The organism is Maribacter sp. C-4077 (genome assembly GCF_055378385.1).
Genome location: NZ_AP038807.1, coordinates 2,975,476 through 2,990,931, shown reverse-complemented (window position 1 = coordinate 2,990,931; position 15,456 = coordinate 2,975,476). Strand labels below are relative to the sequence as shown.

15 protein-coding genes are annotated in these 15,456 nt (G+C 42.1%); 10 read left to right on the top strand and 5 right to left on the bottom strand.

What is annotated here, in order from left to right; all coding sequences use genetic code 11:
* Window positions 1-10 precede the first annotated feature (10 nt).
* The 5 genes from ACZ41C_RS12870 to ACZ41C_RS12850 are packed head-to-tail and all read right to left on the bottom strand — an operon-like array spanning window position 11 to window position 3,447.
* A complete protein-coding gene (locus tag ACZ41C_RS12870) occupies window positions 11-409 on the bottom strand; it encodes a DUF4345 domain-containing protein (protein ID WP_138257637.1) in 399 nt (132 codons plus the stop codon).
* Entirely contained in the window at window positions 390-1,664 is a 1,275-nt protein-coding gene (locus ACZ41C_RS12865) for an MFS transporter (protein ID WP_464561988.1), read from the bottom strand. The genes ACZ41C_RS12870 and ACZ41C_RS12865 overlap by 20 nt, the downstream gene beginning before the upstream one ends.
* Window positions 1,664-2,146: a GyrI-like domain-containing protein gene (locus tag ACZ41C_RS12860; RefSeq protein ID WP_464561986.1), complete on the bottom strand. Its 483-nt coding sequence runs from the start codon at window positions 2,144-2,146 to the stop codon at window positions 1,664-1,666. Before ACZ41C_RS12860 ends, ACZ41C_RS12865 begins: the two co-directional genes overlap by 1 nt.
* Before the next feature lie 15 nt (window positions 2,147-2,161).
* Window positions 2,162-2,698: a DinB family protein gene (locus tag ACZ41C_RS12855; RefSeq protein WP_464561984.1), complete on the bottom strand. Its 537-nt coding sequence runs from the start codon at window positions 2,696-2,698 to the stop codon at window positions 2,162-2,164.
* Between the two features lie 5 nt (window positions 2,699-2,703).
* Complete coding sequence (locus ACZ41C_RS12850; protein ID WP_464561982.1) at window positions 2,704-3,447, bottom strand: CDP-alcohol phosphatidyltransferase family protein; 744 nt, start codon at window positions 3,445-3,447, stop codon at window positions 2,704-2,706.
* Between the two features lie 135 nt (window positions 3,448-3,582).
* Between ACZ41C_RS12850 and ACZ41C_RS12845 the strand changes: the two genes are divergently transcribed.
* The 10 genes from ACZ41C_RS12845 (at window position 3,583) to ACZ41C_RS12800 (ending at window position 15,375) form a co-directional block, all read left to right on the top strand.
* Window positions 3,583-4,728: a lipoprotein N-acyltransferase Lnb domain-containing protein gene (locus ACZ41C_RS12845; protein WP_464561980.1), complete on the top strand. Its 1,146-nt coding sequence runs from the start codon at window positions 3,583-3,585 to the stop codon at window positions 4,726-4,728.
* A gap of 9 nt (window positions 4,729-4,737) precedes the next feature.
* Window positions 4,738-6,603 carry an ABC-F family ATP-binding cassette domain-containing protein gene (locus ACZ41C_RS12840; protein WP_464561978.1) on the top strand — a complete coding sequence of 622 codons (1,866 nt, stop codon included), beginning with the start codon at window positions 4,738-4,740 and terminating at the stop codon, window positions 6,601-6,603.
* 223 nt (window positions 6,604-6,826) lie between these two features.
* Window positions 6,827-7,063: a hypothetical protein gene (locus tag ACZ41C_RS12835; RefSeq protein WP_138257622.1), complete on the top strand. Its 237-nt coding sequence runs from the start codon at window positions 6,827-6,829 to the stop codon at window positions 7,061-7,063.
* 145 nt (window positions 7,064-7,208) lie between these two features.
* Window positions 7,209-7,715, top strand: a complete 507-nt coding sequence (locus tag ACZ41C_RS12830) for a hypothetical protein (protein ID WP_464561976.1) — start codon at window positions 7,209-7,211, stop codon at window positions 7,713-7,715.
* Between the two features lie 17 nt (window positions 7,716-7,732).
* Window positions 7,733-7,876 (top strand): hypothetical protein, encoded by a 144-nt coding sequence (locus tag ACZ41C_RS12825; protein ID WP_464561974.1) that lies wholly within the window; start codon window positions 7,733-7,735, stop codon window positions 7,874-7,876.
* A 120-nt stretch (window positions 7,877-7,996) separates the two neighbouring features.
* Window positions 7,997-8,572: a cob(I)yrinic acid a,c-diamide adenosyltransferase gene (locus ACZ41C_RS12820; RefSeq protein ID WP_464561972.1), complete on the top strand. Its 576-nt coding sequence runs from the start codon at window positions 7,997-7,999 to the stop codon at window positions 8,570-8,572.
* A gap of 137 nt (window positions 8,573-8,709) precedes the next feature.
* Window positions 8,710-8,934 (top strand): DUF2795 domain-containing protein, encoded by a 225-nt coding sequence (locus tag ACZ41C_RS12815; RefSeq protein WP_027064442.1) that lies wholly within the window; start codon window positions 8,710-8,712, stop codon window positions 8,932-8,934.
* Between the two features lie 214 nt (window positions 8,935-9,148).
* Window positions 9,149-12,511, top strand: coding sequence for a preprotein translocase subunit SecA (gene secA / locus ACZ41C_RS12810; protein WP_464561970.1), 3,363 nt, complete (start codon window positions 9,149-9,151; stop codon window positions 12,509-12,511).
* 146 nt (window positions 12,512-12,657) lie between these two features.
* Window positions 12,658-14,052, top strand: coding sequence for a Gfo/Idh/MocA family protein (locus tag ACZ41C_RS12805; RefSeq protein ID WP_464561968.1), 1,395 nt, complete (start codon window positions 12,658-12,660; stop codon window positions 14,050-14,052).
* Between the two features lie 108 nt (window positions 14,053-14,160).
* Entirely contained in the window at window positions 14,161-15,375 is a 1,215-nt protein-coding gene (locus tag ACZ41C_RS12800) for a sensor histidine kinase (RefSeq protein ID WP_138257627.1), read from the top strand.
* The last annotated feature ends 81 nt before the right edge of the window (window positions 15,376-15,456 follow it).

The following is a 15,456-nucleotide window of genomic DNA, read 5'->3' as shown; positions in this document are numbered from 1 at the left end:
ATGGTTTTATTTATTTACCGACGTAGGACTTAAAGGCTTTCAAGTTATAAAATCCCCAAACCATAAAAATCAGTTCCAAAACCATGGCGACGAAAAATGGTAAACCAAAACCATCCCAAAGCAAGCTGATCAATCTACCCGAAGCGATACCACCCATAAATAGCACGTTGCACAGTGTGGCTGATTTCCACAACTCCTGACGAAATGCACCCAAAAGCCAATAGATACCCAACCCGAGGTAAATGCCCATGATGGCCCTGAATATATTCTTTAAAGCCAAGGCTTCGACTTCAAACTTAAAGGTCAACGGCATCACATATAACGGATGGAGTCCATAAAACAGGCCCGCCAAAATGACAATGATTCCGGATAGGACCAATTGCAGGTTCCTAGGAAATTTTCTTTCCATCCTTTCTGTATAATTTGTAATACCTGTAGGCTGCCAACGCTCCCACAAAGGAAAAGCCCGCGATCATATAAAAAACATGCTGATGTCCCTTCAATCCGGGACTCGCATCCAGCAATAGACCCATGGCAGCGCCGGCGAATATATCCGGGGTATAGCCTATTACCGATATAAGTCCCACCGCGGTTCCCGTCAATGCCAACGGTATTTTTCCGCTTTCCATAACCGCAAAATATAAAGCCCTGGCCGCATAAATTCCCGAAGTGACGATTAAAATGGAAACAAGAAATAAAAACACGGAGGTGTCCACCACAAACCCCATGGAAAAGAGCATGGCACCAATTAAAGAAACGACAAAACTCACAAACAGCCAATAACTAGGTAGGGAGCGATCCGCAATAATCCCGATACAGATTCCCGCCACGGGCCTCACGTAGAAAAGAAAAGCTCCGGTCTTGGCGGCATCCACATCATCGTACAGCATGATTTCACTTGCATAGAGCGAAAAAACATCGGTTAGTTTATACCCCACGTAGGCGCAAAGTATGATGACCATCAACAATAAAACCGATGGTAATTTTAGTACTTGTCCAATTTGTGACATGGATATTTTTTCCAGAACGATTTCCCTTTCCAAACGGTCTGGCAGTTTCATAAACACCCAGACCAAAATTCCCACGAATGCCACAATTGCGGATGACACCAAAAGTACCTTGCGGAACGCAAACCGACTATCGGCGAGGTTGGCACTTTCCAAATTATCGGCCATAAACCAAGAAAAAACCAATACGCCCAAGGTCCCGAAAAGTGCCCCCACAAGCCCTCTTCCCCCATCCAAAAATCCGTATGCCTTTCCTTGGGAATTACGTCCGCCCCAGACCCTTGTGGCCTTTATCATGGGCGACCAAAAAAGGAAAATAGTGGTAAAACCCCAATAACCGTAGAGTATCTGTAAGTAATGAAATTTGGGAAAGGTGGCAAAATACAATCCGCCTGCGGCCGTTGTCCAAAGGCCTAGGGCGATCAACTTTCTTGGCGGGTATTTATCCGCCAAGGGTCCACCAAAGAAATAAGAAACCAAGGCGACTACCCCATACACGGAAAAGCAAAGACCCAATTCCGTATTGTTCAGTTGAAAAACCTTCAAAACGGTAGGCCTAAATACACGTTGAAGGACGAAGGGCAAAATAAAAACACTTTCTCCAGCCAAAATCAACAATGCCAGATAATACCAAGGAGCTCTTTTTTCGGTATCCATTAGCGGTCCAGGATTGGAACCCAAATCTGCTCTTCTGAATTGGGATCGTTATTTTTATACTTTTCACCTAGCACCTCAAAATGGGGACTATGGTCCAGCCGATATCTAGAATTCGGCAGCCACTCATTATAGATGTATTGAAATATGCGAGGGTCACTACTTGCCCCTTTGTATTCAAAAACCGCATATTTTCCCGCAGGCAACTCAAAAAACTGCATACCCTTAGGGATATTGGACACCTCCAATACTTCCACGGCAGCCCATTTTTCAAAAGGCTTGTTTGGGTCATAATGCATGAAATAGTCTTCGGGATAGTTTTGGAGGGAAATAAAATCAGGTGAAACCCTGTTGGAAATCTCCGAAACCCTTGGCCGAAAACCGCTCCAGAGTTCAGCCGTCCTATTATTCAAAATGCTCATGTGGCAAGACACACCAATTAATTTCCTCGCTTTACTTTCTTCTATTCTTGGTGTAATCTTCACAACTTTTAAAAAAAATTAATTTATCCTCGTACGCTGGGATTTTAACACACTAGCGGTGACCAGTAATTGTCCTATATGGCGCTGACTATGCTCCGCTGCATGAAACAGCAATCCCAAAACCGTAGAAGGAAATTTTTTTCTTCCAACGAATCTTGCTTCTTTTAAGGAATCCTCGGAAAGGCCCTTAAAATACCCAAGCATAATTTCCATTTGTTTTGAAAAATCGGCCATTAATTTCTTTAAGGTCAAATCCGACTTTGGAGCTCCTTCGTTTTTAAGATACTCGAACTGGGTCTCCGTGAGCGACTTTCCTTTAGCGTACGTCATCAGTCTATCCAACACCCCTGTCATGTGTTCTATATGAAATCCAACGGATGCCCTATCTTCCAATTTTTGCCAAAGTAATTCCACTGGAAAATCCGCCAAATAGTCGTAAAGTTCCTTGTTGGATTGTAGCAGGGCATGAGCGGCCGGTTGCAAAAGAATGGGGATTCCCTCCACAGGGCCCCGTAACCAATATTCGATGGATTCATTATGATTTGATTTGGACATCCTTTTTATTTTGAAAATTTTTCCTGCACCAACGAACTGAGAATGTAAAAAAGGATGATAAAAGGTATGGCCAAAAATTTCATGGTGATGATCATGACCAAACTTATGGTCAGAAAAATATAGCGTAGCGCATTGTCCTTAAAGCTCCAGTTTTTAAACTTCAAGGCAAAAAGCGGAAGGTTGCAATTGAGCAAATAGGCACTTAAAATGGTGAGGAGCACTAAAAACCATGGATGTAATATAATGGCATTGACACTTTCGCTTCCGTTGTAAAAAAGGATTAGCGGCAGTGATATGATAAGCAGGGCATTGGCAGGTGTTGGCAAGCCTATAAAGGACGATACCTGATTCTCGTCCAAGTTGAACTTGGCCAGACGATAGGCGGACGCCATAGTGATCACAAACCCAAAAAATGGTAAATAGGAAACCCAGTCAACCCCGGGTTCTTCCAAAAAAGAAGCCCCGATCAGATTCCAACCGCCACTTTGGGACATGGCCAACAACTGAAACATAACGACACCCGGTACAAGTCCGCTCGTGATAACATCGGCGAGGGAGTCCAGCTGCAATCCCAATTCGCTTTTCACATCCAAGACCCGTGCCGCAAGTCCGTCGAAAAAATCAAAGAAAATACCCAAAGCCACAAATAGGGCTGCCATTTCCAAATTGTTCAAAACAGCAAAAACGGTGGCCACACAGCCACAAAAGACATTAAAAAGCGTAATAAAATTGGGAAGGTGTTTTTGCATGTCGTTTAAAACCGGTAATTGTTAGCTACTTCGATTTCGAGTAAAAATAACATAAATTGGTTATTATTCGCATCTTTGCGGTAGCATCCATGCTTTTCGACTATGTTTCAAAGGACCGTCCTAATTTTTCTGGTTTTGATTGTAGGTTTTGCTGGACATTCCCAGAAAAACCAACTTTCGCCCCTTTCCAAAATTAGTCTGTTGACCGTAGGAACCGGGGAAGAGCTTGCTGCCAAATTTGGGCATAGTGCCATTCGGTTTCAGGACGCTTCCTTGGGAATCGACGAAGTGTATGGCTATGGCACCTATGATTTTGAGGACCCCAACTTTTATTTGAATTTCACCAGGGGGAAACTGGCGTATACCATATCGAGGATGCCATTTTCTTATTTCAAAAGAAGTTATGAAATTGAAAAACGTTGGGTCCGGGAACAGGAACTGGACCTTGACCTAGAAAAGAGAACAGCCATTGTGGTCTTTCTGGAAAACAATCTTTTACCGGAAAATAGGAAGTACCAATATGATTTTCTTTTTGATAACTGCGCCACCAGAATACCCCTAGTCTTTGAAAAAACCTTAGGCCCTTCACTTCAGTTCAACTTTTCCCACCTTGAGGAAGAATTTACTTTTAGGGAATTGATACATCAAAATTTAGAAATTAACTCGTGGTCGAATTTCGGCATCGATTTGGCCTTGGGTGCCGTAATCGACCGGGAAGCGACACCTTATGAACTTATGTTCTTACCCCTGTATGTCTATGAACAAATGAAACATACTTCGCTGGCGGGAAAACCTATAGTGAAAAGGGAATCTGTTTTGGTGGATATCCCACCACAGTCCTACCCCACCCCATTTTTGCTATCCCCAATTTTTTGGCTCTTACTGCTCTTTTTGGTGGTGGGTTTTATATGCTATAAAGACCATCGGGCTAAAAAGAGAACAAAGTGGCTCGACTTTGTGTTGTTCCTTCTAACCGGTTTGGCGGGCCTAGTAATCGTGTTTCTTTGGTTCTTTACGGACCACGATGCCACCAAAATGAATTTTAACGTGTTATGGGCCTTTGCTCCGAACCTTTTTGTAGCCTTTCTTTTGATTAAAAATTCGGTGCCAAACCGGATACGATGGTATATCTTGGCACTCTTGGGATTTCTAGCCCTCACCGTTCTATTATGGCTGATAGAATTTCAGGTGTTTTCCATACTCTTGATCTTTATTTTGTTGTCTTTAGCCCTTAGATATCTATTTTTGTGGTCTTATTTTAATGGCCAGTCCAATTCCTAACCCCTAAAAATGAACCTACTTACCGTTGAAAATATTTCCAAATCCTATGGGGAGCTAGTGCTCTTTCAGGATTTGTCCTTTGGCATCAACAAGGACCAAAAAATTGCCCTTATCGCCAAAAACGGTACTGGAAAGACTTCCATATTGAATATATTATCAGGTAGTGACCAGCCGGATTCAGGTCAGGTGAATTATCGCAAAGGAATAAGGGTTTCGTTTTTGGACCAGGAACCGGTCATGAATGCCGATTTGACCGTGGAGGAGACCATATTCGCTTCGGATAATGAAATCCTTAAAGTAATTGCCAATTATGAAAAAGCCCTTTCAAATCCAGAGGACACCGAAGCCTATCAAAAAGCCTTTGAGGCCATGGATCGATTTGAAGCCTGGGACTTTGAAACCCAATACAAGCAGATTCTTTTTAAGTTAAAACTGGAAGATCTACATGCCAAGGTGGGAAAACTCTCCGGAGGGCAGAAAAAAAGATTGGCCCTGGCCAATGCACTTATCAACAGGCCTGATCTGCTCATTCTGGACGAACCCACAAACCATCTGGACCTGGAAATGATAGAATGGCTCGAGGAATATTTTAAGAAAGAAAACCTTACGCTCTTCATGGTGACCCATGATCGTTATTTTTTGGAAAGGGTCTGCAACGAAATTATAGAGTTGGAAAACGGAAAGCTCTATCCCTACAAAGGAAACTACTCCTATTATTTGGAAAAGAAAGAGGCGCGTTTGGAACTGGAAGCCGTTGAACAGCACAAGACGGAAATCCTTTATAAAAAGGAACTTTCCTGGATGCGCAGACAGCCCAAGGCACGGACCACAAAGTCCAAATCCCGCATAGACGACTTTCACGTCATCAAGGAAAAAGCAAGCCAGCGCAGAAAGGAACATGAAGTACAATTGGAGCTGAATATGGAACGGATGGGCAACAAGATCATCGAAATCCATAAAGTCTCCAAATCCTATCCCAATAAGGTTATTCTGGAAAAGTTCGACTATTCCTTTACCAAAGGGGAGCGTGTAGGAATCATCGGAAAAAACGGAACCGGAAAGTCGACCTTTTTGAATATCCTAACGGGAAGGGACAAACCGGATAACGGCAAGGTGGTTATAGGCGACACCATCAAGTTTGGTTATTACACCCAAAAGGGAATACAGATCAAGGAAGGCCAAAAGGTCATCGATGTCATACGGGAATTTGGGGATTATATTCCGCTGATGAAAGGAAGACAAATATCGGCCCAGCAATTATTGGAACGATTTCTTTTTGATCGTAAAAAGCAATATGACTTTGTTGAAAAGCTAAGCGGTGGGGAACGAAAACGTCTATATCTCTGTACCGTTCTGATTCAAAATCCCAATTTTTTAATATTGGACGAACCGACGAACGATCTGGACATTGTCACATTGAACGTCCTTGAAAGTTTTCTCCTGGATTTCCCTGGATGCCTCATTGTAGTGTCCCATGACCGCTATTTTATGGACAAGATCGTAGATCATCTTTTTGTCTTTAAGGGCGAAGGTGTAATCGAAGATTTTCCGGGCAATTATTCAGATTATCGCACCTATGAAGACAGCAAGGTAATCGAGCAGCGGGAACAGAAGGAGAAATCGGAACCTGTTAAAAACACCTGGAAGGAACCTGAAAAGAACAAGCTCTCCTACTTGGAACAAAAGGAATACAAAAACTTGGAAAAGGAAATAAAGCAATTGGAAGCCAAGAAACTGGAAATCCAGGATAAGTTTACGGACACTTCCCTTAGTGGCGAAGAAATCGAGGCCCTTTCCATTGAACTGGGGGAACTCTCAGATACCATTGATCAAAAAACGGAGCGCTGGTTCGAACTGGCAGACCAAAAGGGCTGATAATTCCCTAAAATTGGGAAAATCCCTCTTACTCCTAAATGGAATCTCTCGATTAAAAACACCTTTTTTCGATAACCTGTTTTTTGTGCAAGGTCCGTTCGTCGAGCGAATTTTACACTTAATCCGGACCGGTGCAGCTTATCGAGAAACACCTGTTTTTCAACGAATGGCAACCCCCTGAAATACGCTTGCGGTAGTTATAATAATGTAACAAACGCAAGTCATGAAAACAGTAGCGACCATCTTCTTCATCTTCTTCATAGGAACCGCGGCCAGTGCCCAGGACAGGGCTGAGACCCTAAAGGTAGAGACCATCGAAATGGGCATCGTTACCGAAACGGCTCCGATAAAAAAGATGGAGGTAAAACAGGAAGTGGCCCGTTTGTACCGGTTCAAGAACTCAAGGGTAAAGAAGGAACTTTCCTTTACTACCAAAGCGAACAGCCCTAAAATGGCTTAACCTATACCAGTATCCCCTCGGTATCCCTACCTGCCCAAAGGGCAGGTTTGGGGCTACCCCATAAAAAAACCGATATTTTAGAATACGAGGCTCCAGTTTTTATCCATCGTTAAAAAACAAAAGGTATTAGTACATTTGGGAAATTTTGCCGAAGAAGGTGTTCCAGTTGCTGTCCTATCTCAAATTTATTATTCGCTCCTCCAATGAACACGGCGTGCATTCACCGTTTGTATATAATTTCCTAACAAAAGGCCTTTACACGAAAAGACAAAGGCACATCCCCCTTGAAGAGCATGTGCTTACCAAGGCAATTTCTTATTTTAATTATAAAAGTATTGGATTTGTGGATGCAGACGGCTATATTAAAGATAAGATAGTCGCTAATTTTGACCATTTGACGTTTGATACCTTACCATTGGATGTAATTTATGTTGGAGAGAATAGCACCCTGTTCAAGTCAATTTCAAAAGCAAGTTATCATAACCATACCATGCTCATGATAAACGGAATATATAAGAACAGGGAGCGAAAGGAGTCATGGGAACGTATAAAAAAATTGCCGGAGGTGTCGGTAACCATGGATTTGTTCCACTGTGGACTTGTTTTTTTTAGAAAGGAACAGGATAAGGAACATTTTAAAATTAGAATTTGAATATTCAATGACCTATTATGGATAATACAATTTACATAGTATTGGGGGTTGTTTTCGCAATCTATTTGGTAATTACCATTACCAATAAAAGAAAAGCCAGGGAACGAAAGTCGCGCAAGTTTATGGAAGATTACAAACGAAAAAAAGGGAATGAAGAATAACCAATTATGAATATAGAATGAAGACCGATGGCTTAAATGTTAAAATAACCCATAGCGGAAAGTGAACAGCGATTGGCAAAAATCAATTTACATTCGGCAACTATAAACAGAACGATTTAAATGAAGATTTACACAAAAACTGGGGATAATGGCACCACATCATTATTTGGTGGCACTCGGGTCCCAAAACATCATATTCGGATAGATAGTTACGGAACCGTTGACGAGTTGAATTCGTGGCTGGGCTTGATTGCTGACCAAAATATAGCCAAGGATTACCAGACCGAACTGCAAGCCATTCAGAAAAAGCTCTTTACGGTAGGGGCCATATTGGCGACAGAACCTCAAAAGACAACACTAAAAAATGGCAAGGAACGCCTGAACATTGAAAGAATCAGTAAGGACGATGTGCTATACCTTGAAATGGCGATGGACAAAATGGACGAGGTTTTGCCACAAATGACCCATTTTATCTTACCTGGCGGACATCCCATTGTGTCATACTGTCATATTGCGCGTACCGTTTGCAGAAGGGCGGAGCGAAAAACGACTATTTTGTATGAGAACGAACCTTTTGACGAGATCGTTCTTACCTATTTAAACAGGCTGTCAGACTACCTATTTGTATTGGCACGAAAGTTGTCAATGGATTTGGGAGTGGAGGAAATAAAGTGGATTCCCGAGAAAAGGGACTAATAAATTCACATTTTATGCGTTATCAATTTATCAATGCAAAAAATATGTTGATAACTCGGTCGAAATAATAATAAATTGTCTTGGCCGTTTCCAATTAAAAATTATTTTTGCAAAAATTTTAAAATCAAACAATTACCATGTATTGGACATTAGAATTAGCATCTTATTTAAGTGATGCACCTTGGCCGGCAAGTAAGGATGAGTTAATAGATTACTCTATTAGAACCGGTGCTCCCTTGGAGGTTGTGGAGAATTTACAGTCCATGGAGGAAGAAGGTGGTGAAATCTATGAATCTATCGAAGAGATTTGGCCAGATTACCCAACGGAAGAAGATTACCTCTGGAACGAGGACGAATATTAATATTCCCATATTACAATAACTACTTAAAAGTCTCTTTGGAGGCTTTTTTTTTATGTAATTTTGGCAGTCTAAAAAAGAAATCCGGTGTTTTTCGCACACTGGAACGGCTTTTGAACAGACGATGTATCGATGATTCCATCGATAACGAATAATAGCTTGTAAACGGGGCGTACATCCTATGGTTCCGGATTGCAGCTCAAATTAGAAACACACTATGAGTATTATAAATTCTATACTGAAGGCTTTTGTAGGTGATAAATCCAAGAAAGATGTAAAGGAGCTTCAGCCTTTGGTAGATCAGATAAAATCCTTTGAAAGCGACTTCGAGAAATTAAGCCATGACGAGCTAAGAAACAAGACCCTAACATTTAAACAAACCATAAAGGATTCCTACAAGGATATTACCGATAAAATCACGGAACTTGAGAAGGAAGTAAAGGAATCCAGCGATATTGATAAAAACGAGGATATCTATACCGAAATCGACAAGCTAAAGGAAGATGCCTATAAATTATCGGAAGAGACCTTAAACAAAATTTTACCCGAGGCTTTTGCGGTTGTAAAGGAAACGGCAAAACGCTTCGCGGCAAACGAAACCTTAACGGTAAAAGCCACGGAGAACGACCGTAAACTATCGGGTGAAAAGGAATATGTTTCACTGGATGGGGACAACGCCGTATGGAAGAATTCATGGGATGCCGCTGGGAAACAGGTTACTTGGGACATGGTACATTATGATGTCCAATTGATAGGCGGTATCGCCCTGCATCAAGGAAAAATTGCCGAGATGCAAACTGGTGAAGGTAAGACCTTAGTGGCTACCCTACCCTTATATTTGAATGCGCTCACAGGTAATGGTGCACATTTGGTGACGGTAAACGATTATCTGGCCAAAAGGGACAGTGCCTGGATGGCACCCATTTTTGAATTTCACGGACTATCGGTGGATTGTATAGATCATCACAGACCAAACTCAGATGGTAGAAGGGCCGCTTACAATGCCGATATTACCTATGGAACCAATAACGAATTCGGTTTTGATTACCTAAGGGACAACATGGCCCATACCCCCAAGGATTTGGTGCAGCGGCCCCACAATTATGCCATTGTGGATGAGGTGGATTCCGTTTTGGTGGACGATGCCCGTACACCCTTGATCATATCGGGACCTGTTCCTGAAGGCGACAGGCACGAGTTCAATGAACTAAAACCCAAAGTGAGTGAAATCGTTCAGAAACAAAGACAACATTTGACGGGTGTCCTGGCCGAAGCCAAAAAGTTGATAGCCGAAGGAAACACCAAGGAGGGCGGTTTTCTATTGTTACGCGTGTACAGGGGCCTACCCAAAAATAAGGCACTCATTAAATTCCTTAGCGAGGAGGGTGTAAAACAATTGCTCCAAAAAACGGAGAATTTTTACATGCAGGACAACAACAGGGAGATGCCAAAGGTGGATGAGGACCTCCTTTTCGTAATCGATGAAAAGAACAACCAGATAGAGCTTACGGATAAAGGTGTCGATTATATCTCCGGAGAGCAGAACAGGGATTTCTTTGTAATGCCCGATATTGGTGCCGAAATTGCCAAAATTGAGGAACAAAACCTAGAAATAGAGAAAGAGGCCGAACTAAAGGAGGAACTTTTCAAGGACTTTACCGTCAAGAGCGAACGTATACACACCATGAGCCAACTGTTAAAGGCGTATACCTTGTTCGAAAAGGACGTGGAGTATGTAGTTATCGACAATAAGGTTATGATCGTGGACGAGCAGACCGGTCGTATCATGGACGGTCGTAGATATTCCGATGGTCTGCATCAGGCCATTGAAGCCAAGGAGAATGTGAAGATTGAAGCCTTAACACAAACCTTTGCCACCATTACCCTACAGAACTATTTTAGGATGTATAGCAAATTGGCCGGTATGACCGGTACGGCCATTACGGAAGCAGGGGAGTTCTGGGAAATCTACAAATTGGATGTCGTTGAGATACCTACCAATAGGCCAATTGCCAGGGACGACAGAAACGACTTGATCTACAAGACAAAACGTGAAAAGTACAACGCCATTATCGATGAGGTCACCAAATTGAGTCAGGCCGGTAGACCGGTGTTGATTGGTACCACATCGGTAGAAATTTCGGAATTACTTTCAAAATTATTGAGCGTACGAAAAGTCCCTCACAACGTATTGAACGCCAAATTACACAAAAAGGAAGCGGATGTCGTTGCCGATGCGGGTAATCCCGGAGTTGTGACCATTGCCACCAATATGGCGGGTCGTGGAACGGATATCAAACTAACACCCGAGGTTAAAAAAGCGGGTGGATTGGCCATCATTGGTACGGAACGGCACGATTCCAGACGTGTGGACCGTCAGCTACGAGGACGTTCCGGGCGTCAAGGGGATCCCGGTAGTTCACAGTTCTATGTTTCCTTGGAAGATAACCTGATGCGACTCTTCGGCTCTGACCGGGTTGCTAAAATGATGGACAAAATGGGCTTGGAAGAGGGTGAGGTCATCCAACACAGTATGATGACGAAATCCATTGAAAGAGCCCAAAAAAAGGTGGAGGAGAACAACTTTGGCGTACGTAAGCGTTTGTTGGAATACGATGACGTTATGAACGCGCAACGGGAGGTGGTCTATAAGAGAAGACGCCATGCCCTGCAAGGTGAACGCCTAAAGGTGGACATTGCCAATATGGTCTATGATACCTGTGAGGTAATTGTAGAGGGTAATAAGGCCGCCAACGATTTTAAAAACTTTGAGTTTGAACTGATCAAGTATTTCTCCATGACGTCGCCGGTCAGCGAGGAAGAATTCGGTAAACTTAGCGCCCAAGAAATAACCGGACGCGTATACAAGGTGGGGTACGACCATTACAAGGAAAAAATGGAGCGCAACGCCGCTACGGCATTTCCGGTAATCAAAAAGGTATACGAAGATAACGCGAACAACTTCGAACGTATCGTGGTACCGTTTACGGACGGTGTAAAGACCCTGAACGTAGTGACCAATTTACAGGAAGCTTATGAGAGTGATGGTAAGCAATTGGTTACCGATTTTGAAAAAAATATTTCCTTGGCCATCATCGATGACTCCTGGAAAACCCATCTTAGAAAGATGGACGAGTTAAAACAATCCGTGCAATTGGCCGTGCACGAACAAAAAGACCCTTTATTAATCTATAAGTTTGAGGCCTTTGAGCTTTTCAAACAAATGATCGAAAAGGTAAATAAGGAAATTGTCTCCTTCTTGTTTAAGGGCGAATTGCCATCAGGCAATCCAAACGATATCCGAGAGGCTAGAAACGTCCCCAGAAAAAAGGAAAATATACAGACTTCCAAAGAGGAAATCCCCAACAGCGATGAATTGGCGGCGCAAAACAGGGCCGTGGGGCAGACACAGCGACAGCGACCTGCCGTAACGGAGACTATCGTACGGGGGCAACCTAAAATTGGAAGAAATGAAAAGGTTACCATTAAAAATGTAATGTCCGGAGAAAGTAAAACCCTGAAGTTCAAACAGGCGGAACCCCTAATTTCCAAAGGGGAATGGGTTCTAATTCAGGATTAGAACCAAAGATTTTTCAGTATAGAGGCGTTCATTTGAACGCCTTTTTATTTTTGGAAGCTTCCCCAATGCACCGGAAATATTAGACCAATAATCTTCAAACCTTTACAAATTTTAAATATCTTTAAAAGGATAGTTTGAATTATACCATGAAAAATTCTAGAAGAGAATTTGTTTTTTCCATCAGCATGTTGGCCGCAAGCAGTGCTTTTCCCATTCAGGCATTTGCCTTTGATAAATCGAAAAAACTCAAGGTTGCCCTAGTGGGAACGGGTATCCGTGGAATCACCTTTTGGGGAAAACGCCTAATGGACGAGTATTCAGAGATTTTGGAATTCGTGGGACTTAGTGACATCAATCCTAGCCGGTTGGAATATGGCAAAACCTATATTGGAGCCAGTTGTCCCACCTTCACTTCCTTTGAAGATATGGTTTCCATTACGAAACCAGACCTGGTCATCGTAACCACCAAAGACTCCACCCATCATGAATTTATAATCAAAGGTCTTGGGATGGGCTGCGATGTCCTTACCGAAAAGCCCCTCACAATCGATGAGGTTAAATGCCAGCAGATATTGGATGCCGAAAAAGTGTCCAAGAAGAATTTAATCGTTGGGTTCAATTATAGATGGAGCCCCTATGCCACCAAGATCAAGGAACTGATTTCAAATAAAACAATCGGGGACCTGGTCTCTGTAGATTTCAATTGGTATTTAAATACGTATCACGGGGCTTCTTATTTTAGGAGATGGCATGGAGAAATGGACAGTAGCGGATCACTTTGGGTGCACAAGGCGACCCATCATTTTGATTTGCTCAATTGGTGGATCAACTCAGAACCCAATGAAGTTTTTGCCTACGGTGATCTGGAATTTTATGGAAAAAATGGTCCTTATAGGGGAAAAAACTGTAGGACCTGCAATCATAAAAACGAATGTGCTTTTTATTGGGACATCCACAAAGATGAATTTTCGAAGAAATTATATGTTGATCACGAACATGCTGACGGATATATTCGGGATAACTGCTTGTTTCGGGAAGACATTGATATATATGATAAAATGTCGGCACAGGTCAGGTATACGGACAATACCATCCTCAATTATTCCTTAACGACCTATTCGCCTTTTGAGGGTTGGCGGGTTGCCTTCAATGGAACAGAAGGTAGAATTGAGGCTTGGTTGGATATTCCGTACTTTGAAAACACCTCTATAGATGAAGCTGAAAAGCACGCCAATGAAATGGCTCAGGACGGAGGGGAAATCGTATCCAAAAAACCAATCGTCGTGCATAAACTTTGGCAAGAATTCGAGACCATTCAAGTAGATATGGAAGAAAGCGGCCACGGTGGTGGCGATAAACGTTTACAGGACAAAATATTCGTGAACCCAGAAGTACCGGACCCATTTGGTAGAACGGCTGGTAGCCGGGATGGGGCCATGTCCGTCCTTATAGGAATTGCAGCAAGAAAAAGCATTCAATCCGGTAAACCCATAAAAATATCCGAATTAACGGATTTGGAGCCGCAGGTAAGAAGAACCTAAGTCTTGAGGTTGAATTTCTATGTGAAAGCAAAAAATCTTAGCATTGTGTTAAAAACATACCTAGATTTACAGTGGAAACTTTGATTACCAATTTTTTAAATCGTTAGTATGCCAGATTCTCATATAGAGCAAGAATACCTAAGGGAGAAAACAAAGCTAGTTCTAAAGGTAAATTACATCACCAGTGCCTTGGCCATTGTTTTCGGACTCATTTGCCTGTTTTTGTTGAACATTACAGAAATTATCCCACATGTACTCTTTATCTATGGCCTTGCCAATCTTGCAAATACCTATATCTACCAAGTCACCAAAAAAATAAGTTTAACGTACTATATATCCTCATTGATGGCCCTTGTAACCGCTCTGATAGTAACACTTTACAGTGGAGGCATCAATAGTAGCTTTATATTTATGCTGGCGTTGGTGGTTTTTGCAGGGTATGTGAATACGCGTAAACACGGCAGGTTTTTCCTATACTTGACCTTTGCCATTATTCTATTCATATTCTCACAGAGTTTTCCCCAATTGAGCTTTACGGAAAACCTTGTTCCCATTGAGTTCAGAAGTATTTTTAGTCTAATTTCTGTGTCGTTTTCCCTCTTTTTATTGGGCAGTATTTTTGGAAAGGACTTATTGAAGTCCCACAACGCACTCTACAAGTCAAAGAAAGAACTCACGCGACAAATGCACGAGAAGGAAATGCTTTTAAAGGAGGTACACCACAGGGTCAAGAACAATCTACAGACCGTGTCCAGCCTATTGAGCTTACAGACAAGAAATGTGGAGGAGACCCAAATGCGAAATCTTTTAAAGAGCACCCAGAACCGGGTTATTTCCATGGCCATGGTCCATGAAATGTTGTACATGCGAAAAGATATTAGTCAGATCGAATACAAATCCTATGTGCAGGAACTTAGCGAATATTTGATACGGTCTATTAAAGGCCTGGACAGTAAAGTACAGTTAAAAATCGATATTCCAGAAATAAAATTAGGTATCGATACGGCCATTCCATTAGGCCTTTTGATCAATGAGGCCGTTACCAATGCTCTAAAATATGGTTTTGCCGATGATCAGGAAGGGGAAATCTATATCGCCCTAAAAAAGGAAATCGACAGACATTATGTACTAAATATAGGGGACAATGGCGTTGGTTTTCCCGATACCATAAACTACAAAAATTCAAAATCCCTTGGCCTTAAATTAATTCACAACCTTACTAGGCAACTTAAGGGATCCATCCAAAAGGATACAAGTAAAAAAGGAACAAATTACATTATCAAGTTTCAGGAAATAAAACAGCAATTGTCCCCAGTAGCCTAAATTCCCAAAATCGTATTAACGCACTTTATAAATTTATTTGAAACTGGGCATGGGCCTGCACAGCATAACCCGATATTTCCT

What these genes read in the sequence shown, in the direction of transcription:
- ACZ41C_RS12870 (WP_138257637.1), bottom strand. Translation starts at nt 409, where the DNA reads ATGGAAAGAAAATTTCCTAGGAACCTGCAATTGGTCCTATCCGGAATC.
- ACZ41C_RS12865 (WP_464561988.1), bottom strand. Translation starts at nt 1,664, where the DNA reads ATGGATACCGAAAAAAGAGCTCCTTGGTATTATCTGGCATTGTTGATT.
- ACZ41C_RS12855 (WP_464561984.1), bottom strand. Translation starts at nt 2,698, where the DNA reads ATGTCCAAATCAAATCATAATGAATCCATCGAATATTGGTTACGGGGC.
- ACZ41C_RS12850 (WP_464561982.1), bottom strand. Translation starts at nt 3,447, where the DNA reads ATGCAAAAACACCTTCCCAATTTTATTACGCTTTTTAATGTCTTTTGT.
- ACZ41C_RS12840 (WP_464561978.1), top strand. Translation starts at nt 4,738, where the DNA reads ATGAACCTACTTACCGTTGAAAATATTTCCAAATCCTATGGGGAGCTA.
- ACZ41C_RS12835 (WP_138257622.1), top strand. Translation starts at nt 6,827, where the DNA reads ATGAAAACAGTAGCGACCATCTTCTTCATCTTCTTCATAGGAACCGCG.
- ACZ41C_RS12825 (WP_464561974.1), top strand. Translation starts at nt 7,733, where the DNA reads ATGGATAATACAATTTACATAGTATTGGGGGTTGTTTTCGCAATCTAT.
- ACZ41C_RS12820 (WP_464561972.1), top strand. Translation starts at nt 7,997, where the DNA reads ATGAAGATTTACACAAAAACTGGGGATAATGGCACCACATCATTATTT.
- ACZ41C_RS12815 (WP_027064442.1), top strand. Translation starts at nt 8,710, where the DNA reads ATGTATTGGACATTAGAATTAGCATCTTATTTAAGTGATGCACCTTGG.
- secA (WP_464561970.1), top strand. Translation starts at nt 9,149, where the DNA reads ATGAGTATTATAAATTCTATACTGAAGGCTTTTGTAGGTGATAAATCC.
- ACZ41C_RS12805 (WP_464561968.1), top strand. Translation starts at nt 12,658, where the DNA reads ATGAAAAATTCTAGAAGAGAATTTGTTTTTTCCATCAGCATGTTGGCC.
- ACZ41C_RS12800 (WP_138257627.1), top strand. Translation starts at nt 14,161, where the DNA reads ATGCCAGATTCTCATATAGAGCAAGAATACCTAAGGGAGAAAACAAAG.